Annotated in this window: 16 protein-coding genes; all 16 read right to left on the bottom strand. The window is 61.7% G+C overall.

The features are described 5' to 3' along the window. Window positions 1–135: 135 nt before the first annotated feature. Window positions 136–1,038, bottom strand: a complete 903-nt coding sequence (gene cysM / locus F759_RS0136120) for a cysteine synthase CysM (RefSeq protein WP_027804010.1) — start codon at window positions 1,036–1,038, stop codon at window positions 136–138. Between the two features lie 257 nt (window positions 1,039–1,295). Next, complete coding sequence (locus tag F759_RS0136115; protein WP_027804009.1) at window positions 1,296–1,661, bottom strand: ComEA family DNA-binding protein; 366 nt, start codon at window positions 1,659–1,661, stop codon at window positions 1,296–1,298. A gap of 76 nt (window positions 1,662–1,737) precedes the next feature. Beyond that, complete coding sequence (gene rfaD, locus F759_RS0136110) at window positions 1,738–2,730, bottom strand: ADP-glyceromanno-heptose 6-epimerase (RefSeq protein ID WP_027804008.1); 993 nt, start codon at window positions 2,728–2,730, stop codon at window positions 1,738–1,740. Between the two features lie 138 nt (window positions 2,731–2,868). Beyond that, the gene (rfaE1, locus tag F759_RS39990) at window positions 2,869–3,876 is read right to left on the bottom strand and encodes a D-glycero-beta-D-manno-heptose-7-phosphate kinase (RefSeq protein ID WP_051377606.1); all 1,008 of its coding nucleotides are present in this window, start codon (window positions 3,874–3,876) and stop codon (window positions 2,869–2,871) included. Then, the gene (locus tag F759_RS0136100; protein WP_027804007.1) at window positions 3,842–5,245 is read right to left on the bottom strand and encodes a UDP-glucose dehydrogenase family protein; all 1,404 of its coding nucleotides are present in this window, start codon (window positions 5,243–5,245) and stop codon (window positions 3,842–3,844) included. Before F759_RS0136100 ends, rfaE1 begins: the two co-directional genes overlap by 35 nt. An 81-nt stretch (window positions 5,246–5,326) precedes the next feature. Further along, window positions 5,327–6,502, bottom strand: a complete 1,176-nt coding sequence (lapB, locus tag F759_RS0136095) for a lipopolysaccharide assembly protein LapB (protein WP_027804006.1) — start codon at window positions 6,500–6,502, stop codon at window positions 5,327–5,329. Between the two features lie 70 nt (window positions 6,503–6,572). Further along, the gene (locus F759_RS0136090; protein ID WP_027804005.1) at window positions 6,573–6,866 is read right to left on the bottom strand and encodes a LapA family protein; all 294 of its coding nucleotides are present in this window, start codon (window positions 6,864–6,866) and stop codon (window positions 6,573–6,575) included. Window positions 6,867–7,253: 387 nt separating this feature from the next. Continuing rightward, on the bottom strand, window positions 7,254–7,577 hold the full coding sequence (locus F759_RS0136085; RefSeq protein ID WP_006050255.1) for an integration host factor subunit beta: 324 nt from the start codon (window positions 7,575–7,577) through the stop codon (window positions 7,254–7,256). Window positions 7,578–7,676: 99 nt separating this feature from the next. After that, the gene (gene rpsA / locus F759_RS0136080; RefSeq protein WP_006050254.1) at window positions 7,677–9,410 is read right to left on the bottom strand and encodes a 30S ribosomal protein S1; all 1,734 of its coding nucleotides are present in this window, start codon (window positions 9,408–9,410) and stop codon (window positions 7,677–7,679) included. A 175-nt stretch (window positions 9,411–9,585) separates the two neighbouring features. Continuing rightward, window positions 9,586–10,272, bottom strand: a complete 687-nt coding sequence (gene cmk / locus F759_RS0136075; protein ID WP_027804004.1) for a (d)CMP kinase — start codon at window positions 10,270–10,272, stop codon at window positions 9,586–9,588. Between the two features lie 35 nt (window positions 10,273–10,307). Then, window positions 10,308–11,612 carry a 3-phosphoshikimate 1-carboxyvinyltransferase gene (gene aroA / locus F759_RS0136070; RefSeq protein WP_027804003.1) on the bottom strand — a complete coding sequence of 435 codons (1,305 nt, stop codon included), beginning with the start codon at window positions 11,610–11,612 and terminating at the stop codon, window positions 10,308–10,310. Between the two features lie 19 nt (window positions 11,613–11,631). Then, window positions 11,632–12,573, bottom strand: a complete 942-nt coding sequence (locus F759_RS0136065) for a prephenate dehydrogenase (protein WP_027804002.1) — start codon at window positions 12,571–12,573, stop codon at window positions 11,632–11,634. Between the two features lie 51 nt (window positions 12,574–12,624). Continuing rightward, a complete protein-coding gene (hisC, locus tag F759_RS0136060; RefSeq protein ID WP_027804001.1) occupies window positions 12,625–13,737 on the bottom strand; it encodes a histidinol-phosphate transaminase in 1,113 nt (370 codons plus the stop codon). An 85-nt stretch (window positions 13,738–13,822) separates the two neighbouring features. Next, window positions 13,823–14,905: a prephenate dehydratase gene (pheA, locus tag F759_RS0136055; RefSeq protein WP_027804000.1), complete on the bottom strand. Its 1,083-nt coding sequence runs from the start codon at window positions 14,903–14,905 to the stop codon at window positions 13,823–13,825. 77 nt (window positions 14,906–14,982) lie between these two features. Continuing rightward, on the bottom strand, window positions 14,983–16,065 hold the full coding sequence (serC, locus tag F759_RS0136050) for a 3-phosphoserine/phosphohydroxythreonine transaminase (RefSeq protein ID WP_027803999.1): 1,083 nt from the start codon (window positions 16,063–16,065) through the stop codon (window positions 14,983–14,985). A gap of 292 nt (window positions 16,066–16,357) precedes the next feature. After that, on the bottom strand, window positions 16,358–16,960 hold the full coding sequence (locus tag F759_RS0136045) for a DUF2059 domain-containing protein (protein WP_027803998.1): 603 nt from the start codon (window positions 16,958–16,960) through the stop codon (window positions 16,358–16,360). Window positions 16,961–17,014: the final 54 nt, after the last annotated feature.

Genomic DNA, 17,014 nt, shown 5'->3' with positions numbered 1-17,014 from the left:
CGGTTGATTTGCGCTCCAGGAGTTGGACACCGATCCAACCTTTGGGGCGCAGTTCAGTAGGCGCTTTTTCGGCTGTGGCTGTGGCTGTGGCTGTGGCTGTGGCTGTTAAGCGAGAGCCGAGGCCCGGTTGTCCGCTTAAGCCGGAAACACGCCCGTAGACAAATAACGGTCGCCGCGATCACAAACAATGAACACGATGGTCGCGTTCTCAACCTGACGCGCAACCCGCAACGCCACCTCACACGCCCCGCCTGACGAGATGCCCGCGAAGATGCCTTCGACGGACGCAAGGCGGCGTGCCATCGCTTCGGCCGCGGCCTGGCCCACGTTCTCGACGCGGTCGACCCGGCTACGGTCGAAAATCTTCGGCATATACGCCTCCGGCCATTTGCGGATGCCGGGAATACGCGAGCCTTCCTCCGGTTGCGCGCCGACGATTTCAATCGCCTCGTTCTGTTGCTTCAGAAAAGTGGACACGCCCATGATCGTGCCCGTCGTGCCCATGGACGACACGAAGTGCGTGATGCGCCCTTCGGTATCGCGCCAGATTTCCGGGCCGGTGCCTTCGATATGCGCCGCCGGATTGTCCGGGTTCGCAAATTGATCGAGGATGATGCCCTTGCCGTCGCGCTGCATCTGTTCGGCCAGATCGCGCGCGTATTCCATGCCGCCGGTGACAGGCGTGAGGATAATTTGTGCGCCATACGCCGCCATGCTCTGACGTCGCTCCACCGACAGGTCTTCCGGCATGATCAGAACCATCTTGTAGCCGCGGATCGCAGCCGCCATAGCGAGCGCAATGCCGGTATTGCCGCTCGTCGATTCGATCAGCGTATCACCCGGTTTGATACGGCCGCGCGCTTCCGCTTTCTTGATCATAGACAACGCCGGGCGATCCTTCACCGAACCCGCTGGATTGTTGCCCTCGAGCTTGGCGAGGATCACATTATTGCGGCCGCGGATCTCGTCGTCGGTTAGCCGGACGAGTTGCACGAGCGGCGTATTGCCGATCGTGTCTTCAATCGTTTTGTAAGCCATATCGGTTCTATTGCTGTCGATGCGCGGAGTCTGAATTCATCGATTCTAAACCACCGGGCCTACGGCTGCCGTGCGGCCCTTCTGCCGACATGGATGCAGTCCGCCTCGTCACGCAAAAAGCCCGCGGCTGAGTACCGCGGGAGCCAGTCATGCGAATGACAGCTTAAGGAGCGCTGTTGCCGGCTCCGACCATGAAGGGAATACGATGGCGAATCGCGCGCGGTGCAACCGGCACCGCGCGGCCGACGCGCGTCAGACTATTTCTTCACCGCCACTGTGGTGGCGCCTTTTGACGTATTGGCCGCAACGGCCGCGCCTTTGGTCTGTGAAGACGCCGCAACCTGCGGGCCAGCAGCCGCGCCAGCCGGACCGACAGCGAGACCCTCCGTTTGCAGGCGCTCGACGGTATGCCCGCCCATGCCCTTGACGCGTTTGCCGAGATCGGTCGGGTCCTTGAATGGACCATGCGCTGAACGCTCTTCGAGAATGGCCTTCGCCTTGGCAGGACCGATGCCTTTGATGCCGCGCAGCGCGTCCTCGTTAGCCGTGTTGACGTCGACCGACGCATACGCGTGGCCGAAAGCGGCGAGCATGGCCGCGGTAACCAGAATTTTTTGAAACATATGGAATCTCCCTCGTACAACCGGTTGGCGACATCACCAACCGGGAGATTCCAGTTTAAAGAGGTATCCGAATTATTTACACCTGGCCGAATAGCCAACGTACGTAACGATCGACACCTTCCTGCACGCTCAGGAACGGCGCGTCGTAGCCGGCCGCGCGCAGCTTCGACAAATCCGCTTGCGTGAAGCACTGATACTTGCCGCGCAACGCATCGGGGAACGGGATGTATTCGATCAGCCCGCGTTGCACCTGATCGGCAAGCGAAAGCGGCGGCTCGTTGCTCAGCGAGCGCAGCGTGTTGACCACCGTGCTCGCAATGTCGTTGAACGGTTGCGCGCGGCCGCTGCCCAGATTGAAGATGCCCGACTTGTGAGGATGGTCGAAGAAGAACAGGTTGACCTTCACCACGTCTTCGACGGAAACGAAATCGCGCGTTTGCTCGCCCGCGGCGTAGCCGTTGTATTCGCCGAACAGCTTGACCTTGCCCTCGGCGCGGAACTGGTTGAAGTTGTGAAACGCGACCGACGCCATGCGCGCCTTATGCGTTTCGCGAGGCCCATAGACGTTGAAGTAGCGAAAGCCGGCAATCTGGCTTTTCGCGGCGGGCAGCACGCGGCGAATCACCTGATCGAACAGGAACTTCGAATAACCGTACACGTTCAACGGCTGCTCGACTTCGCGCTCTTCGACGAAACGGCTCGAGCCGCCATACGTCGCTGCCGAAGACGCATACAGGAACTGGATGTTCTGCGCGAGGCAGATATCGAGCACGTCGCGGCTATAGCGGAAATTGTTGTCCATCATGTAGCGGCCGTCCGTTTCCATCGTGTCCGAACAGGCGCCTTCGTGGAAAACGGCCCGCACGCGACCGAAATCGCCGCGCTTGAAACGTTCGATGAATTCGGTCTTGTCGAGATAGTCGTCGATTTCACAGTCGACGAGGTTCTTGAACTTGTCTGCGCGCGTCAGATTGTCTACGGCGATGATGCGTTGTTCGCCGCGCTCGTTCAGCGCTTTCACGAGGTTGCTGCCGATAAAGCCGGCCGCGCCGGTGACGATGAGAGTCATGATGGTCCCGCGGTTATGAGCCTTGCATGAGATCGGACTGGGCGCTCAGGCGCCGACGCCCGATCGACAGGTTCAGTCGACGCCCCGCCGATCCTTTTGCGCCGGCCCGCAGGCCTGCAAAGGATCAGGCGGGCCGCATCAATGAAAGAGTTCGTCGTAGTCGACAGTGGCCGTGCCGAGTTTGCCGACCACGATGCCCGCCGCGCGATTGGCGAGACCGACCGCTTCGACCAGCGTGAGACCCGCGCCCAGCATGGCCGCGAGCGTGGCGATCACAGTGTCGCCCGCACCTGAAACATCATACACTTCGCGCGCAACAGCCGACGTGTGCAGGATGCCGTCGTCGGAGAAGAGCGTCATGCCTTCTTCTGAACGTGTGAGCAGCAATGCCTTGAACTGGAGATCGGTGCGCAGTTTGCGCACGCGCTCGGTCAGGTCTTCTTCCGATTTCCACTGACCAACCACCTCGCGCAATTCCGCGCGATTCGGCGTGATCAACGTGGCGCCGCGATAACGCTCCCAGTCGTCGCCCTTCGGATCGACCAGCACGGGCTTACCGGCGGCATGCGCCCTCGCGATCATCTGCGTGACGTGGGTCAGGCCGCCCTTCGCATAGTCGGACATGAGGATCACGTCGTGCGAAGGCAGCAATTCGTCGAAGCGCGCGAGGCCGGCGAGCAGCACCTCATGCGCCGGCGAGTTCTCGAAATCGACGCGCAGCAACTGTTGCTGACGCGACAGCACGCGCAGCTTGATGGTCGTGAGAAGCGCCGGATCGCGTTCGAGATGCGGATTCACGCCGCTCTCGCCGAGCAACTGCACGATGCGCTCGCCCGGTTCGTCATGACCGACGACACACAGCAGGCCCGCCTGCGCGCCGAGCGCCACCGCATTGCGCGCGACGTTCGCCGCGCCGCCAAGCCGGTCTTCCTGACGCTGCACGTGTACGACCGGGACCGGCGCTTCCGGCGAAATACGATTGACGTCGCCGAACCAGTAGCGGTCGAGCATCACGTCGCCAACCACGAGGACGCGCGCGGCTGCAAGTTGCTCGCGCGGCACCACAGTCAGTGCGGGCGACGGCGTGGAGGTGGCGGATTCGGGCATGATTTCAGGCATCGGCCGCAAGTTCAGAAGGCTGGGCATAAGGACGTCCAATCGAGTGGTAGTCGATGCCAAGTTCATTCATGGCATCAGGCTCGTACAGATTGCGACCGTCGAAGATGACTGGCGACTTGAGAACGGATTTCAGATGGGCGAAATCCGGGCTCTTGAACTCCTTCCATTCGGTGACGATTACCAACGCGTCGGCGCCTGTCAGCGTTTCGTCCTGCGTGCTCGTGAAAGTCAGACGCGCAAGTTGTTCCGGCAAGTCGTGTAAATCCATCGCGAAGACGCGCCGCGCTTCGGCGACGGCGACCGGATCGTACGCGCGCACGCTAGCGCCGCGCGCGAGCAGTTCCGCGATCACGCGGCGGCTCGGCGCTTCGCGCATGTCGTCGGTATTCGGCTTGAACGCGAGGCCCCATACGGCGAACGTGCGGCCGGTCAGGTCGTTGCCCCACTTATGCGCGATCTTGCGCACGAGCAGGTCTTTCTGCATGTAGTTCACTTCCTCGACGGCCTCGAGAATGCGCAGGTTGTGGCCGCTTTCGCTCGCAGTGCGAATCAGCGCCTGAACGTCCTTCGGGAAACACGAGCCGCCGTATCCGCAACCGGCATAGAGGAAGTCATAGCCGATACGCGGGTCGGAGCCGATGCCGCGGCGCACCGCCTCGATGTCCGCTCCGACACGATCCGCGAGATTCGACATCTCGTTCATGAACGAGATGCGCGTGGCGAGCATCGCATTGGCTGCGTACTTCGTGAATTCGGCCGAGCGCACGTCCATGTACAACGTGCGTTCGTGATTGCGGTTAAACGGCGCGTACAAGCGCTTCATCAGGTCGCGCGCGCGCAGGCCGGCTTCGTCCTCGTCGCTGCCGAGCACGATGCGGTCGGGCCGCATGAAGTCGTCCACCGCCGCGCCTTCCTTCAGGAATTCGGGATTCGACACGACCGAGAAGCGGTGCTGTTCGCTACCGGCGAGCCCGCGCTTCGCCAGTTCTTCTTCGATCACCGCGCGCACGCGTTGTGCCGTGCCGACCGGCACCGTCGACTTGTCGACGATCACCTTGAAGCCGTTCATCGTGCGGCCAATGTTGCGCGCGGCTTCCAGCACGTATTGCAGGTCGGCCGAGCCGTCTTCGTCAGGCGGCGTGCCGACGGCGATGAATTGCACGTCGCCGTGAGCCACGCTCGCTTCGATATCAGTAGAAAAGGTGATGCGGCCAGCCGCGCGCGTGCGGGCGATCATTTCCTGCAAGCCCGGCTCGTGAATGGGCACGCCGCCGTTGTTCAGAATTTCGATCTTGCGCGGATCGACGTCGAGACAGAATACGTCGTTGCCGATTTCAGCGAGGCATGCGCCAGTGACGAGGCCCACATAGCCAGTGCCGATAATGGTGATTTTCATACGCTTTCCGGTTGAAGGTTCCGGTGATGACTCCCGGCGATGAAGCCGGTCATGAACACGATGTGCAATCCGTCCGCGAACTCAGTTCGACGCGGTAATCGGCTCTACCCGGCGCGGCGCGTAGGTTTCCCAACCACTGCACCCGGGGCACTGCCAGTAGAAAAGCCGCGCCCTGAAGCCGCAATTCTGGCACGTGTAACGCGGCAGATTTTTGGTGCGCTGACGGATCAGCGTGCGCATCAGTTCGAGTTCGCTGCGCCGCGGTTCTTCCGCGACGGCTTGCTGCGCCTCGAGCAGCCGCGTCATACCCGCGAGGTTCGGCGACTTCTGCATCTGCGAGCGCGCCAGCGCATGCGCCGCGTCGGCGCCGCGCAGCGATGCGACGTGCTGATACGCGACGTCGAGCAGGTCGTTGGTCGGATAGCGATCGACCCAGGTGGTGAGCAAATCGGCGCCTTCCTGCGCGCGGCCGAGCGCTTCGTAAGCCTTCATCAGCTTCTCGGCGACGAGCGGCAGATAGGCCGGGTTCTGTTCTTCGACGCGCCGCCACTGCACGATTGCCGCTTCCTGAGCGCCGGCCGCCGCGTCCACGTCGCCGAACAGGATCGTGGCGCGCACGTTGGTCGGGTTCGCCTTCAGCGCGAATCCGAGTTGCCGGCGCGCTTCGTCAGCGTCTTTCTGTTGCAGCGCTTCCTGCGCGAGCTCGCAATGGAACTGTGCAATTTCCTTTTCGAGCGATTCGGCGCCCATCGTTTCCAGATGACGCGCGGTGTCGATCGACTTGATCCAGTCCTTCTCGATTTCGTAGATGGTCAGCAGCGCGCGCTGCGCGCCCAACGCGTAGTCGCCGGTTTCGAGCGAACGGAAGGTTTCTTCCGCGCGGTCCAGCAGGCCGGCTTTAAGGAAATCCTGCCCCAGTTCAAAGAGCGCGTGATCGCGCTCACTGACCGGCAGGTCCGCGCGACTGAGAAGATTCTGATGCACCCGAATCGCGCGGTCCGTTTCGCCGCGGCGCCGGAACAGGTTGCCCAGCGCGAAGTGAAGTTCGACCGTTTCAGGGTCGAGCTTGACCACTTCAATGAACGCGTCAATGGCCTGGTCCGGCTGTTCGTTGAGCAGAAAGTTCAGGCCGCGGAAATACGAGCGCGGGAGATTGGCGCTTTCTGACAGCAGCGTCTTGAGGTCGTAGCGCGCAGCCATCCAGCCGAACGCAAAAGCGACGGGTATGACGAGCAGCCACCAGAAGTCTAGATCCATGCGATGAATGCAAATGAGCCTGAAGGCGGGAATGGAATGCCGCGCACCATGTACGCGGCGAACGACAAAATCAGATCAGCGGCGGCATGGGCGGCTGTTCAACGACGACCGGCGCCTCGCGCGCCACGCGCAACTCACGCTTGAGCCGGCCATTCTCCATGCGCAGGCGGACCACCGCCGGCATCGCCGAAACCAGCCCGGCAAGCAGCCCCACGACAAAGAATGCGAGGCCAATCAGGATGAGCGGCGCCGACCATGCGTAGCCAGCGAGGAAATTCAGCGTAGCGGGTTGTGTATTGGAGAGTGCGAGCACGAGCAGCAGCACGAACACCAGTACACGGATCAGCCAGACGATAAATTTCATGAATAGATCTCTTGACGGCAGTTGCGGGGTGACGCCGGCCTGATGACGCGTCGCGCCACGGTGTTGCCCGCGCCGAAGTGACCCGTATTGTAATTGAAGCCCTCGCGGCTGGGCAGGAACTGGCGGATCGCGGGCTTACTGAAAGGTACTGGCGAAAGCTCCGACGGGGATTTGACTGAAGGACAAGCGAACGGATCGAATGCACGGCTGACGATGCGCTAGCGAAGTGCCCGTCGGCGTGGTCACTGAGGCGGCTGCCGATGGAACCCAGAATGCGCAGGCGAAAAAAAAGCGCCCGGAGGCGCATTTTCTTCTTTTTGCCGACTGGCATTGGCCGCTGATGCTACCAAAGCCACGCTGTGAAGTGCACAGCGCACAGCAGAGCATTTACAGATCGTCGTCCGGCTCTTCGGCCTTCAACGGCTCGCCCGCGCGACGATCGACCCGCTCGCGCAATTCCTTGCCCGGCTTGAAGTGCGGCACGTACTTCTCAGGTACCAGCACCTTTTCGCCCGACTTCGGATTGCGCCCGACGCGGGAAGGACGGCGGTTCAGGCCAAAGCTGCCGAAACCTCGAATTTCGATGCGATGACCTTTGGCAAGCGCCTCTGACATCGCATCAAGCATCGTCTTCACCGCGAAATCCGCGTCTTTTAATACAAGCTGCGGAAACCGCGTAGCCAGTTGGGCGACCAGTTCCGATTTGGTCATACTGCAGCAGACCTCTCAAGAAAACGCCGAGCCGCCCCCATGTTTCCCCGCGAAGGGGTGCCTGCCGCGCAAAGCGGCAAGCTTGGGGGCGTTCCTCAATTACTGGTTCTGACCGTCGAGCTTGGCCTTCAGCAGTGCGCCGAGGTTGGTCGTGCCCGTAGCAGCCGCGCTGGAGTCCGACGAAGCCAGGCCGCGGATCGCTTCCTGTTGCTCAGCCGAGTCCTTCGCCTTGATCGACAGGTTGATGCCACGCGACTTGCGATCGATGTTAATGATCATCGCGTTGACCTTGTCGCCTTCCTTCAGCACGTTGCGAGCATCTTCCACGCGGTCTTGTGCGATTTCCGAAGCGCGCAGGTAGCCTTCGACTTCAGTCGACAGCTGAACCACTGCACCCTTCGCGTCCACCGTCTTGACCACGCCGTCGACGATCGAACCCTTGTCGTTCATTGCAACGAAGTTGCTGAACGGGTCGCCTTCGAGCTGCTTGATGCCCAGCGAAATGCGTTCCTTCTCGACGTCGATGCCGAGAACGATCGCTTCCACTTCGTCGCCCTTCTTGTACTTGCGAACGGCTTCTTCGCCCGTTTCCGACCACGACAGGTCCGATAGGTGAACCAGACCGTCGATGCCGCCCGGCAGACCGATGAAGACGCCGAAGTCGGTGATCGACTTGATTGCGCCTTGCAGCTTGTCGCCCTTCTTGAAGTTGCGGCTGAAGTCGTCCCACGGATTCGGCTTGCACTGCTTCATGCCGAGGCTGATACGGCGGCGGTCTTCGTCGATTTCGAGAACCATGACTTCGACTTCGTCGCCCAGCTGCACAACCTTCGACGGTGCAACGTTCTTGTTCGTCCAGTCCATTTCAGATACGTGGACGAGGCCTTCGATGCCCGATTCCACTTCGACGAATGCGCCGTAGTCGGTGATGTTGGTGACCTTACCGAACAGGCGCGTGCCCGACGGGTAACGGCGGGAAATGCCTTCCCACGGATCGTCGCCGAGTTGCTTAATGCCCAGCGAAACGCGGTTCTTCTCTTGATCGAACTTGAGAATCTTCGCGGTGACTTCCTGGCCGACCGACAGCACTTCGCTCGGGTGACGCACGCGACGCCATGCGATGTCGGTGATGTGCAGCAGGCCGTCGATACCGCCGAGGTCCACGAACGCGCCGTAGTCGGTGATGTTCTTCACCACGCCTTCCACGATCGCGCCTTCCTTCAGCGTTTCGAGCAGCTTGGCGCGCTCTTCGCCTTGCGTTGCTTCGATCACGGCACGGCGCGACAGCACGACGTTGTTACGCTTGCGGTCGAGCTTGATGACGCGGAATTCGAGCGTCTTGCCTTCGTACGGGGTCGTGTCCTTGACCGGACGCGTGTCGACCAGCGAACCAGGCAGGAACGCGCGGATGCCGTTGACCATCACGGTCATGCCGCCCTTGACCTTGCCCGTGATCGTGCCGGTCACGAGTTCGTTATTGTCGAGCGCTTTTTCCAGCGACAGCCACGAAGCCAGACGCTTCGCCTTGTCGCGCGACAGGATCGTGTCGCCATAGCCGTTTTCCAGCGCGTCGATCGCGACGGAAACAAAGTCGCCCGCCTGCACTTCTACCTCGCCCGCGTCGTTCAGGAACTCTTCGAGCGGGATGTAGGCTTCGGACTTGAGACCAGCGTTGACGACCACGAAGTTGTGGTCGACACGCACGACTTCGGCGGAGATCACTTCGCCGGCGCGCATGTCTTGCTTGGTCAGCGACTCTTCGAACAGAGCCGCAAAAGATTCGGTATTCGGGGTAGAGGTTTGCAGGTCGGACATAAAAATCGAAATTTGCATGGTTCTCGCGCTGCCCGGCTGGCCGGACGGTCAGCAACTACGGCAAGAATGCGAATGCCACGCGGGGTTAAAGGGTTAATACAACGCTTCGCGACCATCGCGAAGCACCAACAGACAATGGAACTACGACCGCGGCCGCCATTTATGCGCGACCTATGCTTGATGCGCATTTCGGTCACGCTTGTGGAACCAGGGCCTCGTACCATTGCACCACCTGCTCGACCGCCTGATCGACCGACAAGGCGGACGTATCGAGCAGCTTTGCATCCGCTGCGGGCTTAAGCGGCGCGGCTGCGCGCTGACTGTCACGCTCATCGCGCTCACGCAAATCCCGGAGCAAGTCATCTATATTAGCAGAAAACCCTTTTTGTATCAATTGCTTATGCCGCCGCGCCGCGCGGGCTTCCACGCTGGCCGTCATGAACACTTTCAGCACGGCGTCCTGGAAGATAACCGTGCCCATATCGCGGCCGTCCGCCACGAGCCCCGGCTCCTTGCGGAACGCCCGCTGACGCGCCACCAGCGCGGCCCGCACAGGCGCGTGCACGGCGATCGCCGAAGCGCGGCTGCCGACCTCCTCCGCGCGAATTTCCGCCGAAACGTCGACGCCGTCCAGTTGCGCCAGACTCTCGCGAAACGTGATGTGCAGATCGTCGATCAGTTTTACAAGCGCTTCCACGTCGTCCGCTGCTACGTCGTAGCGAATGCTGGCGAGCGCAGCGAGTCGGTACAGCGCACCGCTGTCGAGCAAATGGAAGCCAAGGCTCGCGGCAACCAGCGCGGCCACGGTGCCTTTGCCGGAGGCACTCGGACCGTCGATCGTAATGACGGGCGTCTGGTGAAAGGGACGGATCGGTTTCATCGAAAAAGTCGCACGTCAGGCGATTCGTACACGAATCAGGGTTGGGCAAGCGCGGTGAAGCGCTCGAAATAATCGGGAAATGTCTTGCCGACGCATTTGGGGTCGTTGATCCGGACCGGCACGCCGCCGAGACTCACGAGTGAAAAACACATCGCCATGCGATGGTCGTCGTAGGTGTCGATCGACGCGTTGGGGATCAGCTTTTCAGGCGGCGTGACCACGAGGAAGTCTTCGCCCTCCTGCACCTTCGCGCCGACCTTGCGGAGTTCGGTTGCCATCGCCGCGATCCGGTCCGTCTCCTTCACTCGCCAGCTCGCGATGTTGCGCAGCGTCGTCGTGCCGTCGGCGAACAGCGCGGCAACCGCAATGGTCATCGCGGCGTCGGGGATCAGATTGAAGTCCATGTCGATCGGCTCGAGCTTGCCGCTGTCATGACCGACGCCGCGCACTTCGATCCAGTCCTCGCCCATTTGCAGATTCGCGCCCATCCTGATGAGCGCATCCGCGAAGCCGACGTCGCCCTGAATGCTTGCCCGGCCGACACCCTCCACTTTCAGCGGCCCGCCGCCGAGCGCGCCCGCCGCGAGGAAATAGGACGCCGACGACGCGTCACCTTCCACCATGATCGTACCCGGCGACTGATAGCGCTGCCCCGCCGGCACAATGAACTGATGCCAGCCGTTGCGTTCGACGTTGATGCCAAAGCGCGCCATCAGCTTGATCGTGATCTCGATGTAGGGCTTCGAGATCAGTTCGCCGTCAACCTGAACCGTGCTCACGCCGCTCTCGGTACGCAAAAGCGGCAACGTCATCAGAAGCGAAGTGAGGAACTGGCTCGAGACGTCGCCGCGCACGCGGATGGGCGCCTCGGCCGAAATCTGCGCCGGACGGATTCGCAGCGGCGGATAACCCTCGTTCTCCTCGTAGTCGATCTTCGCGCCGATCTGCCGCAATCCGTCCACGAGATCGCCGATCGGCCGCTCGTGCATGCGCGGCACACCGTGGATGCGATAGTCGCCGCCATTCACCGCGAGCGCCGCGGTCAGCGGACGGACAGCCGTACCCGCATTGCCGAGGAACAGATCAGCCGTGCGCGCCGTGAAAGCGCCGCGCGTGCCAGTCACGACGCAGGTGTCGCCGTCGCGCTTCAGACGCACACCGAGCTTTTCGAGCGCGTCCAGCATCACACGGGTGTCGTCGGAGTCGAGCAGGTTCGTGATCGTCGTCTCGCCTTCGGCGAGCGCCGCCAGCAGCAGCACGCGGTTCGAAATGCTCTTCGAGCCAGGCAGACGAACCGTGCCGGACGCACGGGAAAATGGTCCGAGATCGAGGAATTCCATGATTGAGTCCAGTTTCCGGTTATTGGGACGCGTCGCTCGGCGCAACGCCGCCGGCGCGCTGTTCCTGCCATTCGGTGCGCGCCACACGTGAGCGGGCAAACACGGCTTCGAGCGCGGCGCCGTCGGCGGCCTCAATGGCCGTGCGCAGGCGCGCGAGAACCGCCGTGTAGGCGTCGAGTTCGTCGAGCAGCGCGGCGCGGTTCGCCACGCACACGTCGCGCCACATTTCCGGGCTCGACGCGGCAATGCGCGTGAAGTCGCGAAAGCCGCCCGCGGCAAAGGAAAATTTCAGCGCGGCATCGGGTGAATTGAGAATCTGCTCGACGAGCGCAAACGACAATACGTGCGGCAAATGACTGACCGACGCGAACACGCGGTCGTGCTGCTCCGGAGCCATGTCGCGCACCAGAGCGCCGGTCGCGCGCCACATCGCCGCGATCCGCTCGACGGTAGACTCAGCATTCTCCGGCAATGGACACAGCACGACATTGCGGCCGACGTAGAGGTCGGGCAACGCGGCCTCGACGCCGCTCGCCTCGCGGCCAGCAATCGGATGCCCCGGCACGAACTGGCCGATGCGCGCGCCGAGTGCGGCACGGGCGGCGGCCACGACGTCGGACTTGGTGCTCCCGGCATCGGTGATAATCGTGTTCGCGTCGAGAAATGGCGCGATGCATTCGAGCAACGGTTGAGTCTGAGCGACGGGCGCGGCCAGCAGCACGACATCCGCGCCGGCAAGCGCTTCGCGCAGGGCAGCGTCGTCGTTCAACGCCGCCGCGCGGTCGATCACGCCCAGCTCGACCGCGCGCGCGCTCGACGCAGCCGAGCGGCCCACGCCGATCACCGTGCGCGCCCCATCGGCTTCCCCATGCTCGCGCAGCGCGCGCGCAAGCGATCCGCCGATCAGGCCGACACCAAAAATCACTAGCTTGTTAAAAGAGAACGCGGCCACGTCGGTCACACAAAAAGCGCGCCTTTCAAATCAAGAGGCGCGCGGGTTAAGATTCGCCGCCTAGGCGGTGGCGAGGGTTTTTTCGAGCGCGGCGATAAACGCTTCGTTTTCTTCCGGGAGCCCAATCGTGACGCGCAGCCACTGCGGCAACCCGTAGTTGCCGACCGGACGCACGATCACGCCCTGCTTCAGCAATTCGATATTCACACGATTGCCCGCCGCGTCGTCGTTGCCCACGCGCACCAGCACGAAGTTGCCGTCTGACGGCACGTATTCGAGGCCGAGCTTGTCGAACGCTTCAGTCAGGCGGCGATAGCCCTGCGCGTTCAACGCCGCGCTCTTATCGAGAAACGCCTTGTCGTTGAGCGCGGCAATCGCCGCGGCTTGCGCGAGCGTGTTCACATTGAACGGCTGACGCAGACGGTTCAGCAGATCAGTCAGCTCCGGCTGTGCGATTGCAAAGCCGACACGCAAGCCCGCAAGACCGAACGCCTTTGAAAACGTGCGCGACACGAGCAGATTCGGGTAACGGCGCACCCACTCGATGGAGTCATAGCGCTTTTCCGCCGGCAGGTATTCGGTGTACGCCTCGTCGAGCACCACGGCTACGGTGCGCGGCACCTTGTCGAGAAACGCTTCGAGCTTCGGACCTTCGATGAACGTGCCGGTCGGATTGTTCGGATTGGCGACAAAAATTAGCCGGGTGTCGTCGGTGACCGCGGCCAGCATTGCGTCCAGATCGTGCCCGTACTTCACAGCCGGCACCACGATTGCGCGCGCACCGAGGCCCTGCGTGGCGAGCGCATAAACGGCGAACGAATACTGCGCGTAAATGATCGACTGCCCTTTCTCGACGAACGCGTGCGCGGCAATTTCGAGAATGTCGTTGCTGCCGTTGCCGAGCGTGATCCAGTCGGACGGCACGCCGTAGCGCTCGCTCAACGCGGCTTTCAGTTCGAATGCGTTGGCGTCGGGATAGCGGCCCAGCTCGCTTGCAGCCTGCGCCATCGCACGTTTAGCCGACTCCGGCATACCGAGCGGATTCTCGTTCGACGCTAGTTTCACGATGTTCGCTTCGTCCAGCCCGAACTCGCGCGCCACTTCCGAAATCGGCTTACCGGCGATGTAAGGCGCAATAGCGCGCACATAAGAAGGACCGAAGGACGTTGTCATGGAATCTCCGAACGATTATTAGAAAATTCGCGGCCGGCGCGCCGGCGTACTGGTTAATCGACGCTTATCCGCCGCCCGATGGCCGTTATTGCGCACGCGGATACGAGCCCAGAATCTTCAGGAATGCAGCCTTCTCGCCGAGTTCGGTAAGCGCGGCGGCCACTGCGGGATCGTCGCGGTGTCCTTCGACGTCGATATAGAAGTAGTACTCCCACGTGCCCACGCGCGCGGGACGCGATTCGAAGCGGGTCATCGAAACGCTGTGACGCGCAAGCGGTTCCAGCAGCTTGAACACGGCGCCCGGCTCATTGGCCACCGACACGATCAGCGACGTCTGGTCATGACCGCTTGCGCCGGTGCGGTCCTTGCCTATCATCACGAAGCGTGTGCGGTTGTGCGGGTCGTCTTGAATCAGCGCATACGCGACTTGCAAACCGTAGTGAGTCGCAGCGCGATCGCCGGCGATAGCCGCGACGGTCGGATCGTCCGCCGCCATGCGCGCCGCTTCGGCGTTGCTCGACACTGCCTGGCGCTCCAGATGCGGCGCGTTCGTGGCGAGCCACCGCTGACATTGCGCGAGCGCCTGAGCGTGCGCGCAAACGCGCGTGACGCCGGCAAGGCCGCCGTTCAGCGTCAACAGATTGTGATGAATTGGCAAAGCGAGTTCGCCGCCGATGGCCAATTGCGTTTGCAGCAGCAGATCGAGCGTGCGCGATACCGCGCCTTCGGTTGAATTCTCGACCGGCACCACGCCAAATTCGGCGGCGCCTGCTTCGACGGAGCGGAACACTTCGTCGATCGACGGACACGGCAAACCTTCGATCGACTGACCGAAGTACTCGTGCATCGCCTGCTCGCTATAAGTGCCGACCGGCCCAAGATACGCGGCCTTGATCGTCTTCTCGAGGGCACGGCTCGCCGCCATGATCTCGCGCCAGATCGCGCTGATATGCTCGCTAGCAAGCGGCCCTTCGCTCATGTCCTGCAGACGCGCGATCACCTGCTGCTCGCGCTCCGGGCGAAACACCGGCGCGTTGAAATGCTTCTTGACCTCGCCGACTTCGAGCGCCACCGCCGCGCGCTGATTGAGAAGCGCGATCAGCTGCGCGTCGAGCGCGTCGATGCGTTCGCGAAGAGGTTTGAGTCGGTTATTGAGTTCGTCGTCCATGCGTGAAAACGGTCCTGCCGGTAGCTGCTGGAAAAATGCGTGCTGGAAAGGATGCGCGCGCCAAATACCTGAAGCGCTCAGGCGCTGCGCTGTTCGAATTCCTTCATGTATTCGACAAGCGCTTTGACGCCTTCGAGCGGGACGGCGTTATAAATCGACGCCCGCATGCCGCCGACGGACTTGTGGCCCGTCAGCTGCACCATTCCCCGCGCTTTCGCGCCGGCGAGGAAATCTTCGTTGCGGGACTCGTCGGCGAGAAAGAACGGTACGTTCATCCGCGAACGGGACCCACGCTCGACCTTGTTCAGATAGAAGCTGCTCGAGTCGATCGTGTCGTACAACAGCTTCGACTTCTCGAGATTACGCGCTTCTATCGCAGCCAGGCCGCCCTGCTTTTTCAACCACTTGAACACCAGCCCGGCGATGTAGATCGCGTACGTGGGCGGCGTGTTGTACATGGAATTGTTCTCGGCGACGGTCTTCCATTCGAATGCCGACGGGCAAATGGACTGCGCGCGATCCAGCATGTCCTCGCGCACGATCACCACCGTCACACCGGCCATGCCGATATTCTTCTGCGCGCCGCCGAACAGCACACCGTATTTGGCGATGTCCATTGGGCGCGACAGGATGTGCGACGAAGCGTCCGCTACTAGCGGTATATCGCCCAAGTCGGGAATCTCGAACGTCTCGACGCCGTGAATGGTCTCGTTCGTGCACAGATGCACGTAAGCGGGGTCGTCCGACAATTGCCATTCGGAAAATGCGGGCGCGCGCGTGAAACCTTCAGCCGTCTGGCCGCTTGCCGCAAGATGGACGGTGCCGTATTTCTGCGCTTCTTTCAGCGACTTTTGCGACCACGAGCCGGTGACGACAAAATCGGCACGCGGTTTAGCGCCGAGCAGGTTCATCGGCACAATTGCGTTTTCGCCGAGACCACCGCCTTGCAGAAACAGGATCCGGTGGCTCGCCGGCACGGCCAGCAACTCGCGCAGATCGACGAGCGCCTCCTCGTGGATCGACATGAACTCTTTCCCGCGATGACTCATTTCCATCACGCTCATGCCACTGCCTTGCCAATTGAGCATCTCGTCGGCTGCCTGACGCAGCACTTCTTCAGGCATGGCCGCTGGGCCGGCGGAGAAATTAAAGACGCGCATCGTGAGATCCTGAAAGCGGCGCGAGAACGAAATCGCGCACGAGTCGGCGAAGTGACCGCCGCGAAAACAAGCTGCTGGAAACTAGCTACATCTATCGGACGACGAAATCGGGGTGTTGGCCGGCTACGGCTCGATCAGACGGCAACAATCCGACATTTCGCGCCGAAAAAATAATGGCCGTTTGCGCACACGCGCAAACGGCCATTATCGCATTGTCCCCGCCAACCCGCCAAACACAGCGGCCCTGGAATCGGACCGCCGGGTGGCGCTTAACGCGGGATTCGCCTCAGGCTTACTTAGCCGGCTTGACCGAGGCGACTTCCTTGTCGGCCTGGTCACGCGTTGCCTTGATCGATTGCGGCATGTACTTTTGCATCAAGCCGTTGACGACGTCGCGGCCAACCTGGTCTTGGACCTGGATGAATTTGCGGCCGGTCGGGCTCTTGTAGAACGTGGTCAGATCCTTGATTTCCGACGTGCTGTAGTACTTTGCGTACGCATCGTACTGAGCTTGCATTGCGTCCTGGCGGAAGCTGTCCGTCGCGAAGACCTGGCCTGCGCCGTCAACCAGCTTCGGCACCGCGTTCTTTTGCAGCGTCGGGACGGAAGCCTGCTTCTGCTTGTCCGTCATCGTCTTGTTTTCGCTCAGCGCGTCCGACAGGATAGCCGGAACCAGTTGCTTTGCTTGCATTTGCGCGCTGTTGCCGATTGCGCCGACCAGCTTCTGTGCGTCGATTGCGTCCAGCAGGTCCTTGATTGCAGCCTGCTTGGCCGGATCAACCGGTGCCGCGGCAGCAGCCGGAGCCGACGGAGCCTGGCTCTGCAGCGCTTGAGCAAAGGCAAAGGTCGGCACGAGGGCAGCCAGCAACGCCAGTTGTTTAAATCGTTTCTGCATCATTACTCCCTAATAGAAATTAACTTGAACTGCTAGCTGCGCGAAAAGTGTGTC

The sequence above is a fragment of the Paraburkholderia dilworthii genome, from assembly GCF_000472525.1.
GTDB lineage: Bacteria > Pseudomonadota > Gammaproteobacteria > Burkholderiales > Burkholderiaceae > Paraburkholderia > Paraburkholderia dilworthii.
This window is presented reverse-complemented; position numbering and strand designations above follow the sequence as displayed.

Excerpts from the sequence above, each read along its gene's own strand:
- cysM (WP_027804010.1), bottom strand. The coding sequence starts at position 1,038 with ATGGCTTACAAAACGATTGAAGACACGATCGGCAATACGCCGCTCGTG.
- F759_RS0136115 (WP_027804009.1), bottom strand. The coding sequence starts at position 1,661 with ATGTTTCAAAAAATTCTGGTTACCGCGGCCATGCTCGCCGCTTTCGGC.
- rfaD (WP_027804008.1), bottom strand. The coding sequence starts at position 2,730 with ATGACTCTCATCGTCACCGGCGCGGCCGGCTTTATCGGCAGCAACCTC.
- rfaE1 (WP_051377606.1), bottom strand. The coding sequence starts at position 3,876 with ATGCCCAGCCTTCTGAACTTGCGGCCGATGCCTGAAATCATGCCCGAA.
- F759_RS0136100 (WP_027804007.1), bottom strand. The coding sequence starts at position 5,245 with ATGAAAATCACCATTATCGGCACTGGCTATGTGGGCCTCGTCACTGGC.
- lapB (WP_027804006.1), bottom strand. The coding sequence starts at position 6,502 with ATGGATCTAGACTTCTGGTGGCTGCTCGTCATACCCGTCGCTTTTGCG.
- F759_RS0136090 (WP_027804005.1), bottom strand. The coding sequence starts at position 6,866 with ATGAAATTTATCGTCTGGCTGATCCGTGTACTGGTGTTCGTGCTGCTG.
- F759_RS0136085 (WP_006050255.1), bottom strand. The coding sequence starts at position 7,577 with ATGACCAAATCGGAACTGGTCGCCCAACTGGCTACGCGGTTTCCGCAG.
- rpsA (WP_006050254.1), bottom strand. The coding sequence starts at position 9,410 with ATGCAAATTTCGATTTTTATGTCCGACCTGCAAACCTCTACCCCGAAT.
- cmk (WP_027804004.1), bottom strand. The coding sequence starts at position 10,272 with ATGAAACCGATCCGTCCCTTTCACCAGACGCCCGTCATTACGATCGAC.
- aroA (WP_027804003.1), bottom strand. The coding sequence starts at position 11,612 with ATGGAATTCCTCGATCTCGGACCATTTTCCCGTGCGTCCGGCACGGTT.
- hisC (WP_027804001.1), bottom strand. The coding sequence starts at position 13,737 with ATGACAACGTCCTTCGGTCCTTCTTATGTGCGCGCTATTGCGCCTTAC.
- pheA (WP_027804000.1), bottom strand. The coding sequence starts at position 14,905 with ATGGACGACGAACTCAATAACCGACTCAAACCTCTTCGCGAACGCATC.
- serC (WP_027803999.1), bottom strand. The coding sequence starts at position 16,065 with ATGCGCGTCTTTAATTTCTCCGCCGGCCCAGCGGCCATGCCTGAAGAA.
- F759_RS0136045 (WP_027803998.1), bottom strand. The coding sequence starts at position 16,960 with ATGCAGAAACGATTTAAACAACTGGCGTTGCTGGCTGCCCTCGTGCCG.